This window comes from Chitinophaga caseinilytica (assembly GCF_038396765.1).
GTDB lineage: Bacteria > Bacteroidota > Bacteroidia > Chitinophagales > Chitinophagaceae > Chitinophaga > Chitinophaga caseinilytica.
This window is the reverse complement of sequence record NZ_CP150096.1, coordinates 102,985-128,857: the sequence shown is the minus strand read 5'-3', so window position 1 is coordinate 128,857 and position 25,873 is coordinate 102,985. Positions and strand designations below refer to the sequence as shown.

The 25,873-nt window shown below is 54.3% G+C and carries 19 protein-coding genes; 10 read left to right on the top strand and 9 right to left on the bottom strand.

Annotated elements, in window-relative coordinates:
* Positions 1 to 2: 2 nt before the first annotated feature.
* The 4 genes from nuoL (at position 3) to WJU22_RS00535 (ending at position 6,168) form a co-directional block, all read left to right on the top strand.
* Positions 3 to 1,901, top strand: coding sequence for an NADH-quinone oxidoreductase subunit L (gene nuoL, locus WJU22_RS00550; RefSeq protein WP_341841374.1), 1,899 nt, complete (start codon positions 3 to 5; stop codon positions 1,899 to 1,901).
* A 25-nt stretch (positions 1,902 to 1,926) separates the two neighbouring features.
* Entirely contained in the window at positions 1,927 to 3,372 is a 1,446-nt protein-coding gene (locus WJU22_RS00545) for an NADH-quinone oxidoreductase subunit M (RefSeq protein WP_341841373.1), read from the top strand.
* Positions 3,373 to 3,443: 71 nt separating this feature from the next.
* On the top strand, positions 3,444 to 4,766 hold the full coding sequence (locus WJU22_RS00540) for an NADH-quinone oxidoreductase subunit N (protein ID WP_341843801.1): 1,323 nt from the start codon (positions 3,444 to 3,446) through the stop codon (positions 4,764 to 4,766).
* A gap of 121 nt (positions 4,767 to 4,887) precedes the next feature.
* Complete coding sequence (locus tag WJU22_RS00535; protein ID WP_341841372.1) at positions 4,888 to 6,168, top strand: ABC transporter permease; 1,281 nt, start codon at positions 4,888 to 4,890, stop codon at positions 6,166 to 6,168.
* An 81-nt stretch (positions 6,169 to 6,249) separates the two neighbouring features.
* Here WJU22_RS00535 and rplI read toward each other — a convergent pair whose 3' ends face one another.
* From rplI to rpsF, 3 genes are read right to left on the bottom strand one after another with little or no spacing between them, the layout of a single operon-like run.
* Entirely contained in the window at positions 6,250 to 6,696 is a 447-nt protein-coding gene (rplI, locus tag WJU22_RS00530) for a 50S ribosomal protein L9 (RefSeq protein WP_126247767.1), read from the bottom strand.
* Between the two features lie 6 nt (positions 6,697 to 6,702).
* Positions 6,703 to 6,969 (bottom strand): 30S ribosomal protein S18, encoded by a 267-nt coding sequence (gene rpsR / locus WJU22_RS00525; protein WP_074240327.1) that lies wholly within the window; start codon positions 6,967 to 6,969, stop codon positions 6,703 to 6,705.
* 5 nt (positions 6,970 to 6,974) lie between these two features.
* The gene (rpsF, locus tag WJU22_RS00520) at positions 6,975 to 7,328 is read right to left on the bottom strand and encodes a 30S ribosomal protein S6 (RefSeq protein ID WP_126247765.1); all 354 of its coding nucleotides are present in this window, start codon (positions 7,326 to 7,328) and stop codon (positions 6,975 to 6,977) included.
* 256 nt (positions 7,329 to 7,584) lie between these two features.
* On the opposite strand from rpsF, the gene htpG reads away from it, so the two are divergent.
* The 3 genes from htpG (at position 7,585) to WJU22_RS00505 (ending at position 11,487) form a co-directional block, all read left to right on the top strand.
* Positions 7,585 to 9,408, top strand: a complete 1,824-nt coding sequence (gene htpG, locus WJU22_RS00515; protein WP_341841371.1) for a molecular chaperone HtpG — start codon at positions 7,585 to 7,587, stop codon at positions 9,406 to 9,408.
* Between the two features lie 238 nt (positions 9,409 to 9,646).
* Positions 9,647 to 10,450, top strand: coding sequence for an alpha/beta hydrolase-fold protein (locus tag WJU22_RS00510; RefSeq protein ID WP_341841370.1), 804 nt, complete (start codon positions 9,647 to 9,649; stop codon positions 10,448 to 10,450).
* 284 nt (positions 10,451 to 10,734) lie between these two features.
* Complete coding sequence (locus WJU22_RS00505) at positions 10,735 to 11,487, top strand: hypothetical protein (RefSeq protein ID WP_341841369.1); 753 nt, start codon at positions 10,735 to 10,737, stop codon at positions 11,485 to 11,487.
* Between the two features lie 54 nt (positions 11,488 to 11,541).
* Here WJU22_RS00505 and recJ read toward each other — a convergent pair whose 3' ends face one another.
* Complete coding sequence (recJ, locus tag WJU22_RS00500; protein WP_341841368.1) at positions 11,542 to 13,248, bottom strand: single-stranded-DNA-specific exonuclease RecJ; 1,707 nt, start codon at positions 13,246 to 13,248, stop codon at positions 11,542 to 11,544.
* Between the two features lie 118 nt (positions 13,249 to 13,366).
* Entirely contained in the window at positions 13,367 to 14,332 is a 966-nt protein-coding gene (locus WJU22_RS00495) for a polyprenyl synthetase family protein (protein ID WP_341841367.1), read from the bottom strand.
* A gap of 689 nt (positions 14,333 to 15,021) precedes the next feature.
* Here WJU22_RS00495 and WJU22_RS00490 point away from each other — a divergent pair.
* The 3 genes from WJU22_RS00490 to WJU22_RS00480 all read left to right on the top strand — a co-directional run bounded on the left by WJU22_RS00490 (position 15,022) and on the right by WJU22_RS00480 (position 20,091).
* Positions 15,022 to 16,119 carry an OmpA family protein gene (locus WJU22_RS00490; RefSeq protein ID WP_341841366.1) on the top strand — a complete coding sequence of 366 codons (1,098 nt, stop codon included), beginning with the start codon at positions 15,022 to 15,024 and terminating at the stop codon, positions 16,117 to 16,119.
* A 200-nt stretch (positions 16,120 to 16,319) separates the two neighbouring features.
* Positions 16,320 to 18,287, top strand: coding sequence for a KUP/HAK/KT family potassium transporter (locus WJU22_RS00485; RefSeq protein ID WP_341841365.1), 1,968 nt, complete (start codon positions 16,320 to 16,322; stop codon positions 18,285 to 18,287).
* Positions 18,288 to 18,351: 64 nt separating this feature from the next.
* Positions 18,352 to 20,091, top strand: a complete 1,740-nt coding sequence (locus WJU22_RS00480; RefSeq protein WP_341841364.1) for a glycoside hydrolase domain-containing protein — start codon at positions 18,352 to 18,354, stop codon at positions 20,089 to 20,091.
* Between the two features lie 97 nt (positions 20,092 to 20,188).
* On the opposite strand, the gene ftsZ is transcribed toward WJU22_RS00480, so the two are convergent.
* The 4 genes from ftsZ to murC all read right to left on the bottom strand — a co-directional run bounded on the left by ftsZ (position 20,189) and on the right by murC (position 25,870).
* The gene (gene ftsZ, locus WJU22_RS00475; protein ID WP_341841363.1) at positions 20,189 to 21,910 is read right to left on the bottom strand and encodes a cell division protein FtsZ; all 1,722 of its coding nucleotides are present in this window, start codon (positions 21,908 to 21,910) and stop codon (positions 20,189 to 20,191) included.
* A 107-nt stretch (positions 21,911 to 22,017) separates the two neighbouring features.
* Positions 22,018 to 23,427, bottom strand: a complete 1,410-nt coding sequence (gene ftsA / locus WJU22_RS00470; RefSeq protein WP_341841362.1) for a cell division protein FtsA — start codon at positions 23,425 to 23,427, stop codon at positions 22,018 to 22,020.
* Between the two features lie 15 nt (positions 23,428 to 23,442).
* Entirely contained in the window at positions 23,443 to 24,495 is a 1,053-nt protein-coding gene (locus WJU22_RS00465) for a hypothetical protein (protein ID WP_341841361.1), read from the bottom strand.
* Positions 24,496 to 24,511: 16 nt separating this feature from the next.
* Positions 24,512 to 25,870 (bottom strand): UDP-N-acetylmuramate--L-alanine ligase, encoded by a 1,359-nt coding sequence (gene murC / locus WJU22_RS00460; protein ID WP_341841360.1) that lies wholly within the window; start codon positions 25,868 to 25,870, stop codon positions 24,512 to 24,514.
* Positions 25,871 to 25,873 lie beyond the last annotated feature (3 nt).

Genomic DNA, 25,873 nt, shown 5'->3' with positions numbered 1-25,873 from the left:
CGATGATACATCTTGTTTGGCTGGTACCGTTTTTACCGTTGTTAGGTTTCCTGATCAATGGATTGGGCAGGAGGTATTTATCCAAGCCGCTCACCGGCATCGTAGGTAGCGGCAGCGTGGTCGCAGCTTTTGTGATCAGCTTGCTTATCTTCTTCGAAGTGCGGACGCCCGGCTTCACGCCCCAGGTAGTTACGCTGTTCGATTTCATCAGCGTAGGCAGCCTCCACATCCCCTTCGCATTCCAGGTAGACCAGCTGAGCGCCTTGTTCCTGCTGATCATCACCGGTGTGGGCTCCCTGATCCACATCTACTCCACCTCTTATATGCATGACGAGCCGAACGAAGGTTTTGCACGCTATTTCGCGTACCTCAACCTCTTCGTGTTCTCCATGCTCATCCTCGTGCTCGGCGCCAACTATGTGATGATGTTCATCGGATGGGAAGGCGTAGGCCTCTGTTCCTACCTGCTCATCGGGTTCTGGTTCAAAAACATCGAGTACAATAAAGCCGCCAACAAGGCTTTCATCATGAACCGCATCGGCGACTTCGGTTTCCTGCTCGGCATCTTCCTGCTCATCCAGCAGTTCGGCTCCGTGACCTTCTCCGAAGTACTGCCCCAGGCCGCCGGCCTTGGTGAAAACAGCGGCGTGCTCTTCGCCATCGCCATGCTGCTCTTCATCGGCGCCATGGGTAAATCTGCACAGATCCCCCTGTACACCTGGCTCCCCGACGCCATGGCCGGCCCCACCCCCGTTTCCGCCCTCATCCACGCGGCCACGATGGTGACCGCCGGTATCTACATGGTGGCCCGCAGCAACGTGATGTATTCCCTCGCCCCGCACATCCAGACGATCGTGACGCTCGTGGGCCTGGTAACCGCATTGCTCGCAGCTTCCATCGCACTGAAGCAGAACGACATCAAGAAAGTACTGGCTTACTCCACCGTGAGCCAACTCGGATACATGTTCATCGCCCTGGGCGTTGGCGCTTACACCGCCGCCGTGTTCCACGTGATGACGCACGCATTCTTCAAAGCCCTGCTGTTCCTCGGTTCGGGTTCCGTGATCCACGCCATGGGCGGGGAGCAAGACATCCGGAAGATGGGCGGCCTGAAGAAATGGATGCCCATCACCAACTTCACCTTCCTCATCGGCTGCCTCGCCATCGCAGGGATCCCGGGGCTGAGCGGTTTCTTCTCCAAAGATGAAATCCTCGCCCACGCATTCGGCTACAGCCCGGTAATTTATGGTCTCGCCCTCATCGGCGCGCTCATGACTGCATTCTACATGTTCCGCCTGTACTACATCACCTTCACCGGCAAATTCCGCGGCACGCACGAGCAGGAACACCACCTGCACGAAAGCCCCGCCGCCATCACCTTCCCCCTGATCGTGCTGGCCATCCTGTCTGTGATCGGTGGTTATGTAGGGATGCCCGCCGTGTTCGGCGTGCCCAACCTGCTGGCAGAATACCTCAGCCCCATCTTCGCGCCTTCCGCGCCTTTCCTGCACGAACATCACCTGAGCCATAGCCTCGAATGGGGACTGATGGGCCTCAGCACCGGACTGGTAATCGTGATGATCCTCTGGGCGCGCAGCAAATTCGCCAACTATTCGGATAACGGTGAGCCCACGACCGGCTTTGCCAAAGTCCTGGAAAATAAATGGTACGTAGACGAACTGTACGACGCCATCATCGTGAAACCATTAATGTCGCTGAGCAAATTCTTCCAGGAAGTGGTGGAGCGCTCCGGCATAGACGCCCTCGTGAACGGTGTGGGCGCCGCGGTGAAATGGGGTGGCGGTCGCGCCAGGCTGTTGCAGAACGGCCAGGTGGGCTTCTACATCTTCGCCATGGTGATTGGTATGATCGTATTGTTTGTGATCAGTTTGTTTTTATAAATCGATAGCGGATTAAGAAAAAGATATGTTGACAGTATTACTCATATTGATCCCTTTGGTGACGGGGCTGATTACATTCGGACTCAGCGGCCGTGGCGCCAAGGTTTTCAGCCTGATATCCTCACTGGCCACGCTGGCCGTTACCCTGGCCGCCTGGGCGCAATTCCGTACGGCTCCCGAAGCACTGCGCTTCACCGCCGAATGGATTCCCCAACTCGGCAGCCAGATCAACCTCGGCCTCGATGGTCTGAGCCTCATGCTCGTGCTGCTCACGACCATTTCCTTCCCGCTCATCTTCACCACCGTACTGAGCCGTAACTACGAAAGATCGGGCGCCTTTTACGGCCTGATGCTCCTTTCGCAGGCGGGCATGCTGGGCGTTTTCCTTTCGTACGACGCGCTGCTGTTTTACGTGTTCTGGGAACTGGCCCTCATCCCCGTATACTTCCTCTGCTCCATGTGGGGCGGCGAGAAAGCCATCCCGGTGACGTTTAAGTTCTTCGTTTACACCTTCGCCGGTTCGCTGCTCATGCTGGTCGGTATTATATATATCTACTTCCAGACCGAAGGCTCCTTCAGCTGGCAAACCTTCACCAGCCTGCACCTCAGCAACGATGAGCAAAGCTGGCTGTTCTGGCTCTTCTTCGTGGCTTTCGCCATCAAGATGCCGGTTTTCCCCTTCCACACCTGGCAGCCCGACACCTACGAACAATCGCCCACGCCCGTTACCATGGTGCTGAGCGGTGTGATGGTGAAAATGGGCCTGTTCGGCGTGATGCGCTGGCTGAAGCCCGTGCTCCCCGCTGGTGCAGACATGTGGCAGGAAGCCGCCATCCTCCTTAGCGTGATCGGCATCATCTACGCATCCTGCATCGCCATCATGCAATCCGACCTGAAGAAACTGATCGCTTACTCCTCCATCGCCCACATCGGGCTGATGAGCGCCGCGATCTTCGCCGGTAACGAACAAAGCCTCGCCGGCGTGCAGGTACAGATGTTCAACCACGGCATCAATATCATCGGCCTCTGGATCATCATCGAAGTGATCGAGCAGCGCCTCGGTACCAAAAACATGCAGCAACTGGGCGGTATCGCCTCCGTTGCGCCCGCCCTGTCTATCCTCCTGGTGATCGTAAGCCTGGCGAACATCGCCCTGCCGCTCACCAACGGGTTCATCGGCGAGTTCCTCATGTTCAGCGGCCTGTTCCAGCACAACGTTTGGTTCGCCGCCGTTTCCGCGATCGCCATCATCCTCGCCGCCGTATATATGCTGCGCATGCTGCAGAAAGTACTGTTCGGGGAAACCAACGCGCTCACGGCTACCACCACCGACCTGAAAGGCGGGGAGATGCTGGCGTTGGTGTGCATCACCGCCATGATCTTCGTGCTCGGCGTATATCCGAAACCGTTGCTGGAGCTTGTTTCCGGTACCGGGATTGAAAACACCGTAGCCGCACTGACCGGACGTTGATTTAATAAATGATTCTGTAACGTTACAATATGAACGCATTAATTACGACTGCTGTTTTTGGGATTATTCTGATGTTCGTGGGACTGGTTGTCAAACAGAAGCAGTATATCAAATATTTCGCGATCGCCGGTACGGTGCTCGCCTTCATCGCCAACCTGCTCGACGTGCAGCAGGGCTACGGCGTGATGCACGGCATGGTGGAAGTGAGTTCCTTTTCCGTGCTGTTCAATGCCATCGCCATCGCCTCCACGGCCCTCTACTTCCTGCTTTGCGGCAGCGCGTTCGAGAAAGTGGGGGAAGACGTGGCCGATTACTTTGCGCTGATCTTCTTCATCCTGGCGGGTATCATGCTAACGGGGGCGTACAGCAACCTGTTGATGCTGTTCCTCGCCATCGAGATCATCTCCATCCCGCAATACATCCTCGCGGGCGCAGATAAAAAGAACCTGAAAAGCAACGAGGCTTCGCTGAAATACTTCCTGATGGGCTCCTTCACCACGGGTATCCTCCTCATGGGCATCGCGCTCATCTACGGCGCTACCGGCACGTTCGATCTGCGTGAAATGGGCCTGGGCACCGGGGAACTGAGCCCCCTGGCACTGTGCGGCATCATCCTGCTGGGCTTCTCCCTCGCATTCAAAGTATCCGCCGCGCCTTTCCACTTCTGGACGCCCGACGTGTACGACGGTTCCCCGACCGTGTTCACCGCCTTCATGGCCACCATCGTAAAAGCCGCGAGCTTCATCGCTTTCATGCGCCTTTTCCATGTGAGCTTCTCCGGCGGCAACATCAGCCACCACTGGCAACTGATCCTGGCCATCATCACCGCGGCTACCCTCATCATCGGTAACCTCACGGCCGTGTTCCAGCAAAGCGTGAAGCGCATGCTCGCATACTCCAGCATCGCGCAGGCGGGTTTCATGCTGTTCGCCATCGTGGCGCACAATGAAATGTCAAGCCAGGGCCTCATCCTTTACGCAGCGGCTTACAGTGTGGCTACCATCGGTATCTTCGCCATCTTGCTGAAAATGAACGACTATACGTTCGACGGTTTCAACGGTCTTGCCCGCAGGCAGCCGCTGGTAGCTGTCGTTTGCGCGATTTTCCTGTTTTCGCTGGCAGGTATTCCGCTGACTGCGGGTTTCTTCGCCAAGTACTTCGTGCTGAGCGCAGCCGTTCAGCAGGGAGATCTGTTGTGGCTGGTGATCCTGGGGGTGCTTTGCGCCGCTATCAGCGCCTACTACTACTTCCGCGTGATCATCGCCATGTACTTCAAGCCCGGAGAGGCGGATGCACAGGGCGTTACGCCGGGCTTCAAAGCCATGCTGGTTGTGGCGGCGGCCATCGTGATCGTGCTCGGTATTTTCCCGAACCTGCTCCTGCAATTCCTGTAATCGCAACGATATTTTTCCGGAAACGGCAAGGCCAACGCGTCTTGCCGTTTTTTTTATGCCATTCCGTGGGTGGATGGGTTTACAGATGATGGAAAACCGTTAACTTTAGTCAACGGTCGTTATGCGTACAAAAGATGTATTTTCCCTCGCCCTGCGCTCAGTGAGCGCCAACCGCCTCCGGGCGGGCCTTACCGTGACGGTGATCGCCTTCGGTATCATGGCGCTCGTGAGCATCCTCACGGTGATCGACGCGCTGCAATACAAGATCTACGACAGTTTCGCCAGCATGGGCGCCAATGGTTTCTCCATCCGCAACCGCGAAATGCGCATCCGCATGGGCGGTGGCGGCGGTGCCGTTCGGGGAACGAGCACGGGCCAGCGCAGGAAGGTCCGCACTTCCAACCAAAACAAGGTCATTACTTTTGGTGAAGCGATGGAATTCAAGAAGCGGTACGATTTCCCCGCTACGGTAGGCCTCATGTTCCGTGCAGGCGGCGGTATGACCGTGTACCGCGAAAACTACAAGACCAATCCCAACATCCAGGTGATCGGCGGCGACGAGAACTACCTCAAGCTCAATAACTACAACCTTCGATACGGCAGGAATTTCACGAAAGCCGATATTGAATCCGGCCGGAACGTAGCTGTTTTGGGTTGGGACGTGGCGAAAACGTTATTCGGGGAATTCCCCGAACGGGCCCTCAACTCGAATGTGCGCCTGGGCAACGTCCGCTACCGCGTGATCGGGATATTGGAAAGCAAAGGCAGCAGCAATATGTTCAGCGCCGATAATGTGGTGGTGACGACGGTGACCAGCACGCGGCGGGTGTTCAACCGCCCCTGGGCGTCTTACCAGATCAACGTCAACGTAAACGATATCAAGCTGCAGGACGAGGCGATAGGGGAGGCCACGGGGCTTTTCCGCGTCATCCGCAGGATGGATTTCAACGAGGAGAACAATTTCTTCATCAGTCGCAGCGATAGTATCGCCGAAATGCTGTTCCGGCAATTGGGGATGGTGACGGCGGCGGCTACGTTGATCGGGCTCATTACGCTGGTGGGCTCGGCGATCGGGTTGATGAACATCATGCTGGTGTCTGTTGCGGAGCGGACGCGGGAGATCGGGGTGAACAAGGCCCTCGGTGCCACGGGCCCCACGATCCGGCTGCAGTTCGTGTTCGAATCGGTGATCATCAGTATCCTGGGCGGGATGCTCGGGGTGATGTTGGGGATCCTGGTAGGGAACCTGGTGGCCAGTTTGATGGGCTCGTCGTTTTTCATCCCCTGGGGGTGGACGATCGGGGGCATCCTGGCCTGTGCAGTGGTGGGCCTGATGAGCGGGATATACCCGGCTGTGAAGGCATCCCGGCTGGATCCCATCGTGGCGCTGCGCTACGAGTAAGCAAGTATTGATTACAATAGAAGGCATAAAAAAAGCTGCACCCGGTTGGATGCAGCTTTTTTAATATAGTGATCGGGCTGATTATTCAGCAACCACTTCGAATTCCAGTTCGGCTTCGTTGCCTTTACCGAAATCGAGGCGGGCTTTGTACAGGCCCAGTTCTTTCACATCACCGAGGATATGGATGCGACGACGGTCGATCTCATAACCTTTCTGTTCTTTGATCGCGCGGGCGATCTGAACGCCGGTAACAGAACCGAAGATTTTGCCGGAGGTGCCGGTTTTCGCGCCGATTTTAACGGGAGCGGCTTTCAGCACTTCTACCACTTTGGCGATTTCAGCGAGCATTTTCTCTTCTTTCACTTTCTGCACTTTCACGCGCTCGTTGAGTTGCTTCAGGTTAGACTCGCTGGCCTCTACGGCGAACTTTTGGGGGATCAGGAAGTTCCTGGCGTAACCGTTCTTCACGGCTACCAGTTCATTCTTCTGGCCCAGATTGTCTACGTCTTGTATTAAGATTACTTGCATTGTTTCTTACTTTAAAAGGTCAGTAACATAAGGCAACAGCGCCATCTGGCGGGCTTTCTTGATAGCCTCGGCTACCTTGCGCTGGAATTTCAGCGAGTTACCGCTGATACGGCGAGGCAGCATCTTGCCCTGATCGTTCAGGAACTTTTTCAGAAACTCGGCATCTTTGTAATCTACATACTTGATACCCAATTTCTTGAAGCGGCAGTATTTTTTCTGGCGCTTCTCTTGCTTAACCGCGGTTAAGTACTTGATTTCTTGTTTAACTGCCATAACTTTTAAGCTTCTGCGGTTTTAGGTTCAGCATCATAGTTACCTTTCTTCCGGGTGTTGTACGCTACCGCGTGCTTGTCCAGTTTGGTAAACATGTAACGCAATACATTTTCATCGCGGTTCAGCTGGATCTTCAGCTTCTCATTGAAGTCGGATGGCGCAGTGTACTCCAGTACCAGGTACATGCCCGTGGTCTTCTTCTGGATCGGGTACGCCAGTGATCTCAGGCCCCAGGGATTTTCGTGCACAATCGCACCGCCATTGTCTTTCACAAGGTCAGCGAATTTTTTCTGGGCAGCTTTGTAGTCTTCCTCAGAAAGCACAGGGGTAAAGATCACCATCAATTCGTAGTTTGACATAATTTTCCCTTGTTAGTGATTTAAAATTAAAATGGAGTGCAAAGATAAGGGGTTTATTTGGATTCTCACGCTTATCTGGCGCGAATTTCCACGTTTTTTCCCACCCAATCCCCATCCTGTCGCAGTTTTCCGGTAAATAACCCGCAACTGTCTGAAAATCAACGCCCGTTTTTTCGTTTGACGGTCAACTTGGCAGTCGCCCCCGCCATGGCACACCCTTTGACAAGGTTTCACCGTCTAAAAAACTGAAAAACATATGCAGAAAGGTGCCATACGTGTACAAACAGAGAACATTTTCCCCATTATCAAGAAATTCCTCTATTCCGATCATGACATTTTCCTGCGGGAACTGGTCAGCAACGCAGTGGATGCCTCCCAGAAACTCAAAACCCTGGCCAGCGTAGGCGAATTCAAAGGCGAGATCGGAGAAGCCGACGTCACCGTTTCCCTCGATAAAGAAAAGAAAACCATCACCATCTCCGACCGCGGCATCGGCATGACCGCCGAAGAAGTCGACAAATACATCAACCAGGTCGCCTTCTCCGGTGCGGAAGAATTCGTGAAGAAATATAAAGGACAGGGAGACGGCGCCAATATCATCGGCCACTTCGGCCTCGGGTTCTACTCCTCCTTCATGGTATCTTCCCAGGTGGAAATCTTCACCAAATCCTGGAAACCCGATTCCCAGGCCGTTCGCTGGGAATGCGACGGCAGCCCGGAATACCAGCTCGAAAACACCGAAAAAGAATCCCGCGGCACCGATATCGTATTGCATATCAATGAAGAAAGCGAAGAATTTCTCGATGAGCACCGCATCCGCACCATCCTCGAAAAATTCTGCCGCTTCCTCCCCGTGCCCATCAAATTCCAGGGAGAACAAATCAATAATACATCCCCCGCCTGGGTCAAAAAACCGTCGGAGCTCACCGCAGACGACTACCAGGCTTTCTATAAGGAGCTGTATCCCTTCGCGGAGCCGCCCCTGTTCTGGATCCACCTCAATGTAGACTATCCCTTCAACCTCACAGGGATCCTCTACTTCCCCAAAATCACCAAAACGTACGAAATACAGAAAGACAAGATCAGCCTGTATTCCAACCAGGTTTTCGTGACAGACGAGGTGAAGAACATCGTGCCCGAGTTCCTCATGCTGCTCCACGGTGTGATCGACTCGCCCGACATCCCCCTCAACGTTAGCCGCAGCTACCTCCAGGGCGATCCCAACGTGAAGAAGATCAACGCACATATCACCAAGAAAGTGGCCGATAAACTGGACGAAATGTTCCGGACCGACCGCAAATCTTTCGAGGAAAAATGGGAACACATCGCCCTGTTCGTGAAATACGGGATGATGACCGAAGACAAGTTCCTCGATAAAGCCGGCAAGTTCCACCTCCTCGAAGACGTGGACGGCGGCACTTTCTACACACTGGAAGAATACCGCACCGCGGCCGCTGCCGTGCAGACCAACAAGGAAGACAAGCTCGTGATCCTCTACGCCACCAATCCCACGCAGCAAGACAGCTACATCGCTGCCGCAAAAGCCAAAGGATATAAAGTGGTGAAAATGGAAACGATGGTAGACGCCGGTTTCATCAACCAGATGGAGCACAAATGGGAAAACGTCATGTTCACCCGGGTAGACGCCGACATCGCCGACAACCTCATCAACCCCGACGCCGCCACGCAAAGCGTGCTCAGCGAAGCGCAGGAAGGAACGTTGAAAGACATATTTACCGGCCAGGTAGCACTGCCCGGCGTGAAAGTGGAACTGAAAGGCCTCGGCGCGCAAGACCAGCCCGTGATCGTTACCCGCGGCGAACTGATGCGCAGGATGAAAGACATGGCCGCCATGGGCGGATCGGCCGCCAGCTGGTATGCCGGCATGCCCGACGAAATCACCATGACCGTCAACGCCAACCATCCTATTTACCAGCGCATCCTGGGAGAAGGGGACAGCGGGCTGCAACAGAAGCAGGTTCGCAACCTCGCCGACCTGGCGCTGCTGTCGCAGGGCCTGCTGACCGGCGCCGATCTTACGGCGTTCGTGAACCGTAGCGTGGAACTGATGGAGAAATAATCACAATCCGGCAATACAGGAAAAAGCAAAGCGCTCCGGTGCTTTGCTTTTTTTATTGGCAGATGCCCAGGCCTGGAACGGGTGATCGGGAATGATGCAGAAACTTTTGCATATTAATATCATTCCTAAGTTATGAGTAAGTATCATGTATTAGCTGGAATTTGCTACCATGGCGGGTTTTGTGGTATGGAAGTTGAGTTACGGATAGCACGAGAACCATAATTTAACCATATCCGACATGAGTAACTTGAGTAAGATCCGAACGTTTTTTGCATTGGCCCTGGTGGCTTTGATGATGAGCTGCAGCCGCGACAGCGAAGTGCCTGCGCCTGCCAAACCAGTTGATAATGGGAAAGGGACGGAAACGCCGCCCCCTGCCACCGGTACCTCCAACCTGACCACTGGGGTTACCGCGCAAAAAGTGAAGAGCCCTAAGCAGGTGACCGACTTCCTCCGCCAGTTGCCGGCTACCTACAACGACAATCCGAACAAGAAATGGCCGGTCATTATTTTCCTCCACGGAGTGGGCGAGCGTGGCAACGACATTAACCAGGTAAAGCGCGCCGGGCTGGCAGCACGGGCGGCCCAGGACCCCAACTTCCCGTTTATCGTCATCTCCCCGCAGTGTAAGGCCTCCAGCTGGTGGGACGTGCCCAGCCTCGAAGTGTTGTACGATCAGGTGGTGAAGGAATATAATGTAGACCCGTCCAGGATTTACCTGACGGGCCTCAGCATGGGCGGGTACGGCACCTGGAGCTGGGCGCTCAGCAAACCGGACCGTTTTGCTGCCTTCGTGCCGATCTGCGGGGAAGGTACCCCTTCAAAGGCTTGCGTGCTGAAAGATAAGCCGGTGTGGGTTTTCCACAATGCCGACGACCCAACCGTTCCTGTAAAGGGCTCGCGCGACATGGTGAACGCCATCCGGAGTTGCGGCGGTACTTTGGTGAAATACACGGAGAATGCTACCGGCGGGCATAATGCCTGGACGAAAGCCTATAATGATCCGGCATTATACACCTGGTTGAACCAGCAGAAGAAATAGTCGCAAAAAGAGCGCAATTTACCCCGCGGGCCCCTGGGCCGCGGGTTTTTTTATACCTCCCCGGGCCAGCTAGGGATTTGGCAATGAGTGTATTGGATATTATATAAATAAATGAATTGGCAGGATGTTGTATTTGATACTGGAATCCGCCACCATGGCGCGTTTATGGCATCTACGTGTTATACTCCCGCTGGCGTAAGTGACGTATTTTCGCAGTTCCCTTACTTATGACTTGAAATATGAATGTAAGATTGATTTTAATGTTAGCCTGGGCCACATGTGTAATGAGTTGTGGCCGAGATCATGAAGTTACGCCCGTACCCACACCAGGCCCCGGTACAGGAGGCGGAGGCACCGAAACCCCTAATCCGGGAACACCACCTGCTCCGTTAACCACCGGGCTGACCGCGCAAAAAGTAAATAGCCCGAAGCAGGTCACCGATTTTCTCCGCTATTTACCCGCTAAGTATAACGAGGACCCGAATAAAAAGTGGCCCGTCATTTTTTCACTCCACAGTGTGGGGGAGCGCGGCGACGATATCAATATCGTGAAGCGATCGGCATTGGTGGTGAAAGCGGTAAAAGACGCGGATTTCCGTTACATCCTCATTGCGCCGCAATGCAAAGTGACCAGCTGGTGGGACATTCCCAGTCTCGAAGTGCTGTACGCACAGGTCATGAAAGATTATAAAGTCGACCCTTCCCGCGTGTACCTAACGGGTATGAGCATGGGCGGGTACGGTGTGTGGAGCTGGATGCAGGCTAAACCCGATCGTTTCGCCGCCGCAGTGCCCATTTGCGGGGAAGGTTCGCCGGATAAAGGTTGTATATTGAAAGACAAGCCATTATGGGTTTTTCACAATGCAGACGATCCTACCGTCCCGGTAAAAGGTTCCCGCGATATGGTGAACGCCATCGAAGCATGTGGCGGCAAACTGGTGAAGTATTCGGAAAGCGCCACGGGCGGGCACGATGCCTGGACGAGGGCTTATGCCGAACCTACACTGTTCACCTGGATGGACCAGTACACGAAATAATTGCGGCCTTACCGTCGCAGGCAAAACCCCGTGGCCATGGGCTTCGGGGTTTTCTTATGCCCCGGAAGGCCGGATGTCGATGGCTTTGAGTTGAAGGGTAGTGTTGCCGTTCCATTCGTTTTCTTCCACGGTAAAAACGAGGTCGAACGGTTTTTTGCCGGAAATGATCTCGAATTTATCGGCCATGAAGAAGCCGATGCCGGAAAACGGGGTGCCACCGCGCTGGCGGACGGACAATTTAATATGTTCGTCTTTCACGATGCGGGAAAACCCGGTGTCGGTCAGGTTCCTGGCGATGAATACGGGCCGGAGGTTTTCGGGGCCGAGGGGCTCGAATTGCCGGAGGATGTTGTAGAAAGCGGGAGTGAGGTCAGACAGCCACACTTCAGTGTCGATCACGATCTCGGGAATGAGCAGGTCGGGGCTGATGGTGGCAGAAACAACGGCTTCGAAACGCTCCTGGAAAGCTGTCACGTTCTCCGGTTTGAGGGTCATGCCCGCTGCGTAGAAGTGGCCGCCGTAATTTTCGAGGAGGTCTTTGCACTGGTGGATGGCTTCGTACACGTTGAAACCGGACACGGAGCGTGCGGAGCCCGCCACCTTGTCGTTGCTCTGTGTGAGGATGATGGTGGGCCGGTAGAAATATTTATCGATGAGCCGGGACGCCACGATGCCCACAACCCCTTTATGCCAGTGGGGCTGGAACAGCACGGTGGATTTCCGGGCGATCATGGCTGCGTCGTTCTGGATAATGCTGACCGCTTCCTGGGTGATGCTCATATCGATCCCCTTGCGCTCCTGGTTGTCTCCATGCAGCATTTCCGCAATGGCGAAAGCCTTGTCTTCGTCGGTTTCCATGAAAAGGTTCACGGCTTTGCGGGCATCGTCCATCCTTCCGGCGGCGTTTACGCGCGGCGCGATGACGAATACGAGGTTGGAAGTGGTAAGTTTTTCCTTCAGGTTGCTCAGTCGCAGCAGCGCCTTGATCCCCGGCGACGGTGCTTCGTTGACCTGTTTGAGGCCATGGAAGGCGAGCACGCGGTTTTCACCCGTCATGGGAACGATATCGGCGGCGATGCTGGTAGACACGAGGTCGAGATATTGATATACCCCGCTCATGGGGAAACCTTTCTTCTGCGCCAGGGCGCTGATCAGCTTAAACCCGATCCCGCAGCCGGAAAGCTCCTTATAAGGATAAGGGCAGTCTTCCTGTTTGGGATTGAGAATGGCGACGGCCGGGGGGAGAATGGCATCGGGAAGGTGGTGGTCGCAAATAATGAAATCGATGCCGAGAGATGCGGCATGGCCGATGTACTCGACGGATTTGATGCCGCAGTCCAGCGCGATGATGAGCCCGAAGTCGTTATCCCGCGCATATTCAATGCCTTGCATGGAAATGCCGTACCCTTCGCGGTAGCGGTGGGGGATATAGAATTCGATATTGTCGTACAGTTGTTGCAGGAAGCCATATACGGTGGCCACGGCGGTGGTGCCGTCTACGTCGTAATCGCCGTACACGAGGATTTTCTCGCGGCGGAAGAAGGCTTCTTCCAGCCGGGAAACGGCTTTGTCCATATCCTTCATGAGCCATGGATCGTGGAGATCGTCCAGCGAAGGCCTGAAGAAATGGCGTGCATCTTCAAATTTAGTGATCCCCCTTTGTACCAGCAGGCGGCATAGTATGGGGTGGATTTTCAAAGCTGCCTGGAGCTGTTGCTCCTGTGATGGTTGATATTTCTTTACTGTCCAGCGTTTCTGCATGCAATTGTATTATAGGGAAGCATCCCGGCGGATCTGGCTGAATCCGGTTGTAATATAATGATGATTGCCGTATTTCTGCCAAATGCGGGAAATTCTCCGAAAAAAGGAGGAAGGGGGACTAGAATTTGCGATCGGTGGTGAACCTGACGAGGGATTCGAGGCCTTTGCGGATGTTGTTGTCCGGGAAGGTGTGCAGGATGGCGAGGGCTTCGTCGCGGTACTGGAACATTTTTTCGCGGGTGTAGTCGATGCCGCCGGATTCGTTGACCATGGCGATGACTTCGGCGACGCGGTCCTTATCTTTATTATGGTTTTTCACAATATTGATAATTTTCCGCCGGTTTTCGGGGGATGCGTGCTGGAGGGTGTAGATGAGGGGGAGGGTCATTTTCTTTTCCCGGATATCGATGCCGGTGGGTTTGCCGATGTTGGCGGTGCCGTAATCGAAGAGATCGTCTTTGATTTGAAATGCGACGCCGACTTTTTCGCCGAAAAGGCGCATTTGTTCGGTCACCTGGTCGTCTGCCGTGGTGCTCCATGCGCCGGCGGCGCAGGCGGAGGCGAGGAGGGAGGCGGTTTTGCGGCGAATGATCTCGAAGTATATGTCTTCCTTGATGTCGAGTTTGCGGGTTTTTTCGATCTGGAGGAGCTCTCCTTCCGACATTTCCTTGACGGCCTGCGAGAGGATTTCGAGGCTGCGGAATTCCTTGTTGGTGACGGAAAGGAGGAGGCCTTTGGAGAGGAGGTAATCGCCGACGAGAACGGCTATCTTGTTCTTCCACAGAGCGTTGATGGAGAAGAAGCCGCGGCGTTCGAGGGAATCGTCGACCACGTCGTCATGAACGAGTGTGGCGGTATGCAGGAGTTCTACCAGCGCGGCGGCGCGGTAGGTGTTTTCATTGATGGTGTCGGCGAACAGCCGTGCGGAGAGGAGCACGAACATGGGCCGGATCTGTTTGCCCTTTCGTTTTACGATATAGTGCATGATCCGGTCCAGCAGGGGAACATGGCTTTTTACGGCGTCTGCAAACTTTCCTTCGAAATCGTGTAATTCCTTCCCAATCAGTTGTTTAATTTCCTCCATGCTATTAATAAAAAGGTACGCTAAGCTAGGCCTAAAATCGGACATTTTGCAAATTTGGCCCCGAATTTGTATGCAATAGCTGGATGTTCCTTAATTTAGCGTTTAATATTGAAGCAGTTATCAATGCAAATAAAATCGCAAGAAAAATTTGTATATTCATTTAGGATTTTTACCTTTGCTTGGTAAAAAACGCGTTAATTGTAAAATCTTTAACAGTTTTTAAATAAAAAACAATTATGGCAAGCAAAAAGTACTTACTACTGGCAGGTGCAATGTCCGCTCTGGCTGCATCTCCTGGTTTTGCGCAGGTTAAGCCCTCATATGATGCCCTGGACTCCTCGAAAGTTTCGGCTAAGAATATGGCGCAATTCAACAGCTTCAGAAACAACCAGTCTGATTACCCCGCAAAACCCCGTAGCATGTGGGAACTGGGTTTCCACGGTGGCTACCACTTCATTCAAGGTGATGTTTCCGCTCTTCCCGGTTTCGGTGGCGGTATCTCGCTGAGAAAAGCACTCGGTCACACGTTCTCTCTGAGAGCTGAATATACCGGATCTTTCGACTACGGTCTGGATTATCAGCTGAAGCCGACCATCGCTGGCAGAGACGGCAATCCCTGGGCTGCTACAGCTGCCGCTAACGGTGGCAAAATCGTTCCGAACTACAAAACAGCAACTCACCAGCTGTCTTTGGACTTCATCGCTTCCCTGAGCAACATCCTGTTCTACAAGGCACAGCCTAAAATTAACTGGTATGTACTGGGTGGTTATGGTGTAATGCTGGCTGACGTTGACGTTGATGCACTGAACGAACAAGGTTCCGCTTACAACTACTCTTCTATCGACTTCGGCCGCAAGAAGAAAGACATCCGTAAAGATCTGAAGGATTTCTACGACCGTAAATATGAGCAAAACGCTCCGAACCAGGGCAACCGCGTTCAGATCGGCCGTAAAGACGAAAACCAGCTCCTCCGTCACGCGCTGAACGTAGGTACCGGTATCGCTTTCAAAGTGTCTAAACGTTTCAACATCGGCGTTGAAGAAAAAATCACCCTGCCCTTCGATGACTATCTGGACGGTTACACCGCCGGTGCGTACGACAAGAGCAACGACTTCTTCTCTTACACCTCTGTTCGCCTGAACTTCAACCTCGGTAACTCCAGCAAACGCGTAGAACCCCTCTGGTGGGTTAACCCGCTGGATTTCGCCTACAACGAGCTCAACAGCCCCCGTCGTATGAAACTGCCGGCTCCCGTACTGCCTGATGCTGATGGCGACGGCGTAACCGACCAGTTCGACCGCGAACCCAACACCCCCGCTGGTGCACCTGTTGATTCTCACGGTGTAGCTAAAGATACCGACGGTGACGGCGTTCCTGACTACAAAGACAAACAACTCATCACTCCGACTTACTGCCAGCCTGTTGACGCTGACGGTGTAGGCAAATGCCCGGATCCTGAGTGCTGCAACAACATCAAGAAGACCGATTGCGCCAGCCTGATGTTCCCCAGCGTATCTTTCAAAGGCAGCTCCACTAAAGTTTCCTCTGAAAACGAAGCTATCCTGAGCAGCGTGGCTAACACCCTCCGTTCCAACCCCTCCTGCAACATCCTGGTTACCGGCCACGCTGGTGCCAAAGGCAAAAAAGGTGGTGTTGACCTGAGCAGCCGTCGCGTAGACGCAGTGATCGACTACCTGGCTGACAAGCAAGGCATCGACCGCGGCCGTTTCATCAAACAAAACACTCCTGGCGACGCTGGTACCGTGGACCTGAATCCCGCTAACTAATACCTCGCCAAGGTAAAATAACGAAAGGGGCTGCCTCATCAGGCAGCCCTTTTTTTATGGCCATTCCCCCGTTATTTTTTTGTCTCCGTGAACCCCCGGGCCCCCATCCCCGTTTTATTTACAACGCGTTTTTTACTTCTTGCAAATCCTGATTATTTATTACTAAATTTGACTCGCCTAAACTTCATATCGTTTTTAGCGTGGTAAAAAACTTCAATAAAGCTACCCTTGCCGGCATCATCGTGGCACTGGGTATCATCTACGGCGATATCGGTACTTCTCCGCTCTACGTATTCAAAGCCATTGTTGGGACCAACGAAATCAGCGAACTGCTGGTCATAGGTGGTATTTCCTGCATCATCTGGACACTCACCCTGCAAACAACCGTAAAATACGTTATCCTCACCCTCAAGGCGGATAACAAGGGAGAAGGCGGCATCTTCTCACTATATGCCCTCGTCAGGCGGCACGGTAAATGGACCGTCATATTCGGCATGATAGGAGGTGCGGCGCTCCTGGCAGACGGGATCATCACGCCGCCCATCACCGTTACCTCCGCCGTTGAAGGTTTGCGAACACTACCCGTGTTCAAGGACCTCGACACCATGACCATCGTGAAAATCGTATTGCTGATCATCTCCGGCCTGTTCTTCATGCAGCAGTTCGGCACCATGTCGATCGGCAAGCTGTTTGGCCCCATCATGGTCATCTGGTTCGGCATGCTCGCCATCCTCGGCATCATGCACATCGCAGACGATCTTTCCGTGCTCAAGGCATTCAATCCCTACTACGGCGTTAAACTGCTCACCCTTTACCCGCACGGCTTTTTGCTGCTGGGGGCCGTTTTCCTCTGTACCACGGGGGCCGAGGCCCTCTATTCGGATTTGGGGCACGTAGGCCGCGGCAACATCCGCGTATCCTGGATCTGGGTGAAAATTTCCCTCATCCTCAACTACCTGGGCCAGGGAGCCTGGCTCCTCACCCAAACCGGTCAGAAACTCAACGGCGAAAACCCGTTCTTCCTCATCATGCCGGAAGGTTTCGTGATCTTCGGCGTACTGATCGCCACCATCGCCTCCGTTATCGCATCGCAAGCCCTCATTTCAGGCTCCTTTACCCTGATCTCGGAAGCCATGCGCCTCAACCTTTGGCCCAAGCTCAAAATCAACTACCCGACCGAACAACGCGGCCAGTTATATATCCCCGGCATCAACCTCATGCTGTTCGTCGGCTGTAGCGGCATCGTGCTGATCTTCAAGGAATCGTCGGCCATGGAAGCGGCATACGGCCTGTCGATCACGCTGTGTATGCTGATGACGTCGTGCCTCTTCGCGTTTTACCTCTACACACGCCGGGTAAAACTCTGGTGGATAGGGCTGTATCTCGCCGTGTACCTCACCATCGAATTCTCGTTCCTCCTCGCCAACCTCCAGAAATTCACGCATGGCGGTTACGTGACGGTGATCGTAGGCGGTGCGCTGTTCCTCGTTATGTACGCCTGGTACCGCTCGCGCAAGATCAAGAACCGGTATGTGGAATTCGTAAGGCTGGAAGATTACCTGCCCATCCTGCAGGAGCTCAGCAACGATTCTTCCATCCCCAAATACGCCACGCACCTCGTGTACATGAGCAGTGCCGACAATCCGAAGGAGATCGAGCATAAGATCATTTATTCCGTCCTCAATAAAAAGCCCAAGCGCGCCGATATCTACTGGTTCGTGCACGTAGATGTGGTGGATGAGCCTTACATGAGCGAATACACCGTGCAGACCATCATCCCCAACGAAGTGATCCGCGTCGAATTCCGGCTCGGGTTCAGGGTGGAACAACGGATCAACCTGATGTTCAGAATGGTGGTGGAAGACATGGTGCGCAACAAGGAAGTAAATATCACCAGCCGGTACGAATCGCTCAGCAAAAACAATGTAGTAGGGGATTTCCAGTTTATCGTCATGGAAAAATTCCTTTCCCACGATAACGACCTGCCACTGCACGAACGGATCATCATGCGGATCTACTTTATGCTGAAAAAGATCGGGCTGTCGGAAGAGCGCGGTTTCGGGCTGGATTCCAGCTACGTGACCATTGAGAAATTCCCGCTGGTAGTGGCCCCGGTTACCAATCTGCAACTCAAAAGGGTGGCCGACCGGCATAGATTTGATGACTGACGGTTTGCAGGGATGGGAAGCGAGCAGTATATTGTGAGCTTCACCTTTACGCAATTCGTCATTTATGATAAGACAACTACTCGCCACGGGTATCTTCGTGGCAACTTCCCTCACCGTGTTCGGCCAGGCCGGTATTAATTCCGATTATTCGGAGCTGAAAGACTGGCGCAAGGTAGACCCCGCCGCCTGGAGCGCCATCCGCCCCGGGACGCATGTCCAGTTCGGCAGTGCAGATCTCCGGTACGACAAGCTCTATGCCCCGGAATCCGGCAGCCTGGCCACTTCCTGGAGCGCCCACGCCTGGAAGAACGAGAAAATCCACACCCAGTTCGTTATTTACACCACGCAGGCCCAGCCCGGCGTAACGGTGTCCAAATCCGCGCTGTCAGACGGAAAAGGCAATACCATCCCCTCCAGCGCCGTTTCCACCGGCTTTCTGCGCTATGTGATGACCGATGAGCTGAACAGCGAAGGCGGCGGCTGCGGCTACCGCAAGCCCGAAGAATTCGATTCCTCCCTCGTGGCAGACGCCATCGACTATAAATCTTCCATCAACATCGCCGCCAATTCCACCCAGCCGGTGTGGCTCAGCATCAAAGTGCCGGCCGGAACGGCTGCGGGCGTGTACAAAGGCACGGTGACCGTGAAAAACAACAAGGGCGTGTCGATCAAAACCCTCAATTACGACGTTACCGTAAATTCCCGCACGCTCCCCGAGGCCAAAGACTGGCAATACCACCTCGACCTCTGGCAGAGCCCCTACGCGATCTCCCGCTACCATAACGTAAAACCCTTCAGCAAGGAGCATTTCGACGCCATGCGGCCCTATATGACCCAATTGGCGGGCATCGGGCAGAAAGTGATCACCACCAGCATCATTTACGACCCCTGGAACAGCCAGACCGAAGATATTTACGGCGATATGGTAAAATGGACGAAGAAACGCGACGGCTCCTGGACGTACGATTATTCCGAATTCGACAAATGGGTGGAATTCATGATGGAATGCGGCATCACCAAACAGATCGCCTGTTACAGCATGATCCCCTGGAACCTGAAGTTCTACTATTATGAAGAAGCCACCGGCAAAATGACCCACATCGTGGCCAAACCGGGATCCGCAGAATACGACGCACACTGGCGCCCCATGCTCGCCGATTTCGCCAAACACCTGAAACAGAAAGGCTGGTTCGATATCACCTGCATCGCGATGGACGAGCGCCCAATGGAGGCCATGCAGGCCGCTATTAAGCTGATCCGCAGTGTGGACAAGGATTTCAAGGTGTCTTTGGCGGGTAATTACCACAAGGAACTGGTGAACGATATCTACGATTATTGCATCGCCATCGGACAGGATTTCACGCCGGAAGAGCGTGCCACGCGCTTTGGCAAAAACTGGCCGACCACTTATTATACCTGCTGTACGGAAGGTTTCCCGAATACCTTTACCTTCTCGCCTCCCGCGGAATCCGCGTGGCTGGGATATTACGCCGCAGGTAAGGATTACAAGGGCTATCTCCGCTGGGCGTACAATTGCTGGGTGAAAGATCCGCTCCGCGATTCGCGTTTCCGCACCTGGGCTGCCGGCGATACTTACCTCGTTTACCCCGGCGGCCGTTCCTCGATCCGGTTCGAGCGGCTGGCGGAGGGCATCCAGGCGTATGAGAAGGTCCAGATCCTGAAGAAGGAAGGGAAGGGGCCGCAACTGGAGAAAGTGCTGAAGACTTTCGAGTGGAATACCCTGAAGCAAAAGAAAGCCGAAGATATGGTGAAAGCCGCTGCTGCCGTGATCAACAGCTTGTAAGCGATCGACATGAAGCATAAAAAAATCCTCCGAGGAATCGGAGGATTTTTTTTAACACAACTAAAAAACAATCAAACTAATATCATCTTAAAATTCATCAATCGGGCTTTTTCCCGTCGAGAAAGGTATTGATCGTGTTGATCTCTGCCTGGTTTTCGCCGTTCTGGCCAACTGTGTAGCTGGAGTAGAAGTGCTCGGCGGAACCGGCACCGTTGTCGAGATCGATGTTCCGGCGGAGGTACGCGGGAATGTTCTCGATTTCGGTGTTGTTATCCATATTTTTCACGTTGAAGCTGATGCTGCGCAGTTTGGCTACGCGTTCGAGCTGCTTCTTCCGTTGTTCTTCGGCCTGGTCGTCGTGCAGCGCCTGGGGCTGCGGGGGAGGAACGGGAGCGTTGTTGGCGTCTTCCCGGTACACCATTTTCATTTCTTCCTGCTGCTGCATGTTATTGCTGCTCACCGGTTCCACGTAAATGTTGGAAGGGCGGTTGAGGTAGCCTCCGGAACCTGCGCTGGTAGCAGGTTTCTGCTGAACGGGCTGGGGCTGCGGAGCGGCTTGTGTCTGCGGGGCGGAGGGTTCTACGGGCTCGATGTTGAGCGTGTAGGTCTCGCGTTCCGGTTGTTGCGGAGCGGGGGGCATGAAGGAAGCTGCGCTGGCCGGGTGTGTAACGGTGGGTTCCACGAGGCGGGGCGCCATGATGTCGATGATCTCGGGCTCGTCGTCGGAGAAGAGCATGCCCTGGTTGTGCATTTTCTTTTCTTCGTTTTCGCCGCCGAGGGTCATGACGATCTTGGGTTCTTCCTGTTGTTCGGTCGTAGCGGCCGGTTGTTGCGATTTGGCCTGGCGGATGGGGTTCTGCTCAAAGCCGGTGGCGATGATGGTAACGCCCAGGTTGCGCTGGAGGCTCTGATCGTAGCCAACACCGAGGATCACGTCGCAATCTTCGCCTGCCATGCTCTGTACGTAGGCCTGGATGATGTCCATTTCATCGAGCGTGTGCTCGAATTCGCCTTCGGAAGAGGAGATATTGATCAGGATCCATTTGGCGCCTTTGATATCGTTGTCGTTCAGGAGCGGGGAAGTCAGTGCATCTTCGATCGCGGCCTGTGCGCGGTTTTCGCCTTCGGCGATGGCCGATCCGAGGATGGCTACGCCGCCGTTGCGCATAACGGTGCAAACATCGGCGAAGTCGACGTTGATCTGGCCGGTGGAGTTGATAACGTCTGTGATACATTTTGCCGCGGTGGCGAGCACGTTATCCGCTTTTTCGAAGGCCGCCTTGAATTTGAGGTCGCCGAATTTCTGACGGAGCTTGTCGTTGGAAATGATCAGCAGTGTGTCCACATAATCCTTGAGGCGGTTGATGCCTTCTTCGGCCTGGATCATTCTCTTTTTACCTTCGTAAGAGAAGGGGGTGGTGACGATGCCCACGGTGAGGATGCCCAGTTCCTTGCATATTTTGGCGATGATGGGTGCGCCGCCGGTGCCGGTGCCGCCTCCCATACCGGCGGTGATGAACGCCATTTTGGTGTTCACCTCCAGTATTTTTTTAATTTCTTCGAATGATTCTTCCGTAGCCTGTTCGCCGATCCGGGGATTGGCGCCAGCTCCGAGTCCCTGCGTCAAATGCGGGCCCAGCTGTACCTTGTTGGGTACGGGGCTGTTTGCAATCGCCTGTGCGTCGGTATTGCAAATAATGAAGTTCACACCCTCAATGTTCTGACTGAACATGTGGTTCACCGCATTGCTTCCTCCGCCACCAATGCCTATCACCTTGATGATGGAGGATTTTTCCTTTGGAAGATCAAAATGTATCATGACTCTAGCTCTTTATATGGGTTAGTATTAGTGGTGTACCGTATCCTACGTTACTTTGATCGTTTTTATATGAACGTATATGAATTGCAACAATCAAGCCGAAACCTTTACAGTTTGGCGTCTTCTTCTTCCGTGAACATGTCGATGATCTTTGTTTTCATCCTGTCCAGGAAGCCTTTGAGGGAGGCATTGCGCTCGCGCGACTTACGGTCTTGCCGTGCGTCTGCCGTTTCTTCCTCTGCTTCTTCCATCCATTCGTCTCCGGATTCTTCGGCCTGGCGGGCCACTCTTTCCTTCGCGAAGTAGCTGGTGTTGATTTTCACGTAATTCTCCTCCAGTGCGCGGCGATCGTTCTCATAGTCGTTGTAGCCTTTGAGAATGAGCCCTACGCAGGTGGCGTACATGGGTTTGGTCAGCTCGTCGGTATGCCCGCTGGCGAGGTGCTCGTTGGGGTAACCGATGCGGGCGCTCACGCCGGTGGTGTATTCCGTCAGCTGGATCAGGTGTTTCAGCTGGGAACCGCCGCCGGTCAGGATGATGCCGCCGTTGAGCATCTTGTTGTCCATGCCGATCTGTTTCAGATGGTACACCACGAAATCGAGGATCTCGCTCATGCGCGCCTGGATGATATGGGCCAGGTTTTTCACGGAGATCTCTTTCGGGCTTTGGCCGCGCAATCCGGGGATGGTGATGTAGGCGTTGTTCTTGGCTTCGTCCGCAAGGGCGTAACCGAACTGTACCTTCATCTGCTCCGCCTGCGTCTTGAGCACGCCAAGGCCGTTCTTAATGTCGTTGGTGATATTTTCACCGCCGTACGGGATCACGGCGGTATGTTTCAGGACGCCTTCATAGAAAACGGCCAGGTCGGTGGTACCACCACCAATGTCTACGATCGCAACGCCGGCTTCGAAATCCATGTCGCACATAACAGCCGCCGCGGATGCCAGGGGCTGGAGCACCAGGTCCTTGATACGGAGACCGGATTTCTCCACGCTGCGGTTGATGTTGCGGATGGCGTTCTTGTCGCCGGTAATGATGTGGAAATTCGCGCCCACTTTCACACCGCTCATCCCGATGGGATAAGTGATGTTCTGCAGGGCGTCCACGATGTACTGCTGCGGGATCACGTCAATGATCTGGTCGCTGGCAGGGATAACCGTTTTATACTGATCGTTGATCAGCTGGTCAATGTCTTTCTGGGAGATTTCAGCGTCGGTGTCATTCCGGACGATGTCTCCGCGGGTCTGCAAACTTTTGATATGATGGCCTGCGATACCCACATATACCTCGTTGATCTCGAGGTTGGGGTTAGACGCATAGCAGTTCTCCAATGCCTGTCTGATGGCCTTGATGGTCTGATCGATATTCAGCACCATACCGTGCTGTACACCGAAAGATGGGGCTTTCCCGAATCCGAGGATTTCCAATTTCCCGTATTCATTCTTCCTTCCTGCGATGGCTGCTATCTTCGTGGTTCCAATGTCGAGACCTACAATGATGGGAGCTTCCTGATTCATGGTTCTTTATTGTTTTTAGTTGCGATTACGTTGATTAGGTTTCTGATATACCGCCCTTGGCTGCCTTTCGGCGCTTGCGGGCTTCGGCGTTTGTTTTTGGGGTTTGGCTGCCGGCTTCTCCTGTTTCTTTTCCACTTTTTTCTCTGGTTTCTTTTCCGCGGGCCTGGGCGCTGCTGCCGCCGTTACCGGGGCCACGGGCGCTACAACCGCTGCGTCGTCGTCTGTTACCGCAATGTCTGCGGCCGACGAATCCTTATACATCGGCGGAGGCGGCGCGCTCTTTCCATCCCTTCTCGTTCCGATCACCTGGTCTTTGAACGCTACGTTCAGCCGCGTGTATGTATTCCAGCCTGCTTTGCTCAGTCCTTCTTTGTAAAAGACAAGCAGCCGGTCGAATTTGTTGGCTACATCGGTGCCGTCCCCGAAATAAACCACATGGTCGCCGAGTTTAGGGATGAACTCGAACCTGCGGTCTTCGGTGATCACCACCTGCTCCACCTGCGCGTTCCAGAATGTGTCTGCCGCGATGTACGCCGCCATGTCGCGCATTTGCGCGTAGAGCAGGCTGTCTTCCTTCCGCAGTTTTTGCGCGTCTGCGGGGAAGTTAGTGAACACGGGCACCCGGGCGGAGAACCTGTCCGAAACCGGGATGCGCTCGCCGTCGGCATCGAGGTAGAAGCTGTTGCCGGAAAAGGTGAACACCCGGGCGAGGGGATCCCGCTGTTCCACATCCACCTGCAGCAGATCGTTGTTGTCGATAAACAATTGGGCCGACCGGATCCAGGGGTCCCTTTCCACGATCTTCTCCAGTTGCGCGAGGTTCACTTCGCTGATGGGCTTGTTCGTGGGGTTGAGGGATTTGTCTCCCGTGATGATCGCCTTCACATCCTTCACGTCCACGAACGCATTCCGGTCGTCGCCCTTCAGCGTAACGCGGATGCCCTTGCATTTGGTATCGTTCTTGTCATTCACCGCCGCCGCCAGCAAAACGACAAAGCCCGTGAGCGCGCCTCCCCAGAGGAGGGCGGTCGCGATGCGCTTCATGGCCGTTTTGGTTTTAGGTTGCATGATGAATGAATTCGTTTTATTGTTTGTTAATAATGTCTGTCAAAGGTTCCCGCAGCAGGTCGATGTCTCCGGCCCCGGCGGTGATCAGCAGTTCGGCGGGATGTGATTTTATCCAGTCCGGCACCGCGTTCCTGTCCATAATATGCACATCCGGCCCTTGGATCCTGTCGGCGATCATCTGCGTGGTAACGCCCTCGATCGGCAGTTCGCGCGCGGGATAGATGGGCAGCAGGATCACTTCATCGGCCAGCGACAGTGTTTCCCCGAACCCGTCCGCGAAGTCGCGCGTGCGGGAAAAGAGGTGCGGCTGGAAGATCACGGTGCATTTTTTACCCCTGAACAACGTTTTGGCGCTCGTGATGAGGGCCCGCAGTTCTTCGGGATGATGCGCGTAATCGTCGATATACACATGCCGGTCGTGCTTCACCAGGTATTCGAACCGCCGGCGGATGCCTTTGAAGGAGGCTACCGCGCCGCGGATTTTTTCGTTCGGGATCCCGAGGATATGCGCCACGGCGATAGCGGCCACGGCGTTTTCGACGTTGTGCATGCCGCCGATGCGCAGTTGCACGTTGTCGATCATCCAATCCTGCTGCACCACGTCGAATTCATACCCGCCATCGTCCAGCCGGATGTTGGTGGCGTAGATATCGGCCGCGTCGTTTTGCAGGCTGTACGACAATTTGTTGTCGCCTTTCAGCTCCGATGCGCGGTGCAAGCCATGTTTCGCCAGCAGGGTGCCGTTCGGTTTGATGTTGGCGGAATACTGGATGAAGGCTTTCTCCACTTCTTCGGCGGTGCCGTATATGTCGAGATGGTCGGGGTCCATGGCGGTGAGCACGGCGATGTCCGGGCTCAGTTTCAGGAAAGAGCGGTCGTATTCGTCTGCTTCGATGACGGCTACGGGCCTTTCGCTCGACCAGAAATTTTTTCCGTAGTTGGCGCTTACGCCGCCGAGGAAGGCGTTGCAGCCGTAGCCGGCGTCGCGGAGCAGGTGGGCGATCATGGTGGAAACGGTCGTTTTGCCATGGGTGCCTGCCACGGTGATGGCGAACAGCGAGCGGGTGATCTCCTGGAGCACGTCGCTGCGCTTTACCACTTCGTACCCGTTTTCGCGGTAGAACACAAGCTCGGACATGGTAGCGGGGATCGCGGGTGTATACACCACGAGCTGCGCTTCGCGGTCGAGCAGTGAAACGTCGTCGGTATAATGAATGCGGATGCCTTCCGCTTCGAGTTGTTGCGTGAGTTGGGTGGAAGTACGGTCATATCCGCTCACGGCCACTCCTTTTTCGTTGAAGTAGCGTGCGATGGCCGACATACCGATGCCTCCGATGCCTACAAAATAGATCCTATGTAAGTTGTTCAAATCCATCCT

Coding starts and splice junctions, on each gene's coding strand:
- WJU22_RS00540 (WP_341843801.1), top strand. CDS start 3,444: ATGTTCGTGGGACTGGTTGTCAAACAGAAGCAGTATATCAAATATTTC.
- rpsF (WP_126247765.1), bottom strand. CDS start 7,328: ATGTCAAACTACGAATTGATGGTGATCTTTACCCCTGTGCTTTCTGAG.
- WJU22_RS00495 (WP_341841367.1), bottom strand. CDS start 14,332: ATGGAGGAAATTAAACAACTGATTGGGAAGGAATTACACGATTTCGAA.
- recJ (WP_341841368.1), bottom strand. CDS start 13,248: ATGCAGAAACGCTGGACAGTAAAGAAATATCAACCATCACAGGAGCAA.
- ftsZ (WP_341841363.1), bottom strand. CDS start 21,910: ATGATACATTTTGATCTTCCAAAGGAAAAATCCTCCATCATCAAGGTG.
- ftsA (WP_341841362.1), bottom strand. CDS start 23,427: ATGAATCAGGAAGCTCCCATCATTGTAGGTCTCGACATTGGAACCACG.
- murC (WP_341841360.1), bottom strand. CDS start 25,870: ATGGATTTGAACAACTTACATAGGATCTATTTTGTAGGCATCGGAGGC.
- WJU22_RS00510 (WP_341841370.1), top strand. CDS start 9,647: ATGAGTAACTTGAGTAAGATCCGAACGTTTTTTGCATTGGCCCTGGTG.
- WJU22_RS00465 (WP_341841361.1), bottom strand. CDS start 24,495: ATGCAACCTAAAACCAAAACGGCCATGAAGCGCATCGCGACCGCCCTC.
- WJU22_RS00535 (WP_341841372.1), top strand. CDS start 4,888: ATGCGTACAAAAGATGTATTTTCCCTCGCCCTGCGCTCAGTGAGCGCC.
- WJU22_RS00505 (WP_341841369.1), top strand. CDS start 10,735: ATGAGTTGTGGCCGAGATCATGAAGTTACGCCCGTACCCACACCAGGC.
- WJU22_RS00480 (WP_341841364.1), top strand. CDS start 18,352: ATGATAAGACAACTACTCGCCACGGGTATCTTCGTGGCAACTTCCCTC.
- nuoL (WP_341841374.1), top strand. CDS start 3: ATGATACATCTTGTTTGGCTGGTACCGTTTTTACCGTTGTTAGGTTTC.
- WJU22_RS00545 (WP_341841373.1), top strand. CDS start 1,927: ATGTTGACAGTATTACTCATATTGATCCCTTTGGTGACGGGGCTGATT.
- htpG (WP_341841371.1), top strand. CDS start 7,585: ATGCAGAAAGGTGCCATACGTGTACAAACAGAGAACATTTTCCCCATT.
- rplI (WP_126247767.1), bottom strand. CDS start 6,696: ATGCAAGTAATCTTAATACAAGACGTAGACAATCTGGGCCAGAAGAAT.
- rpsR (WP_074240327.1), bottom strand. CDS start 6,969: ATGGCAGTTAAACAAGAAATCAAGTACTTAACCGCGGTTAAGCAAGAG.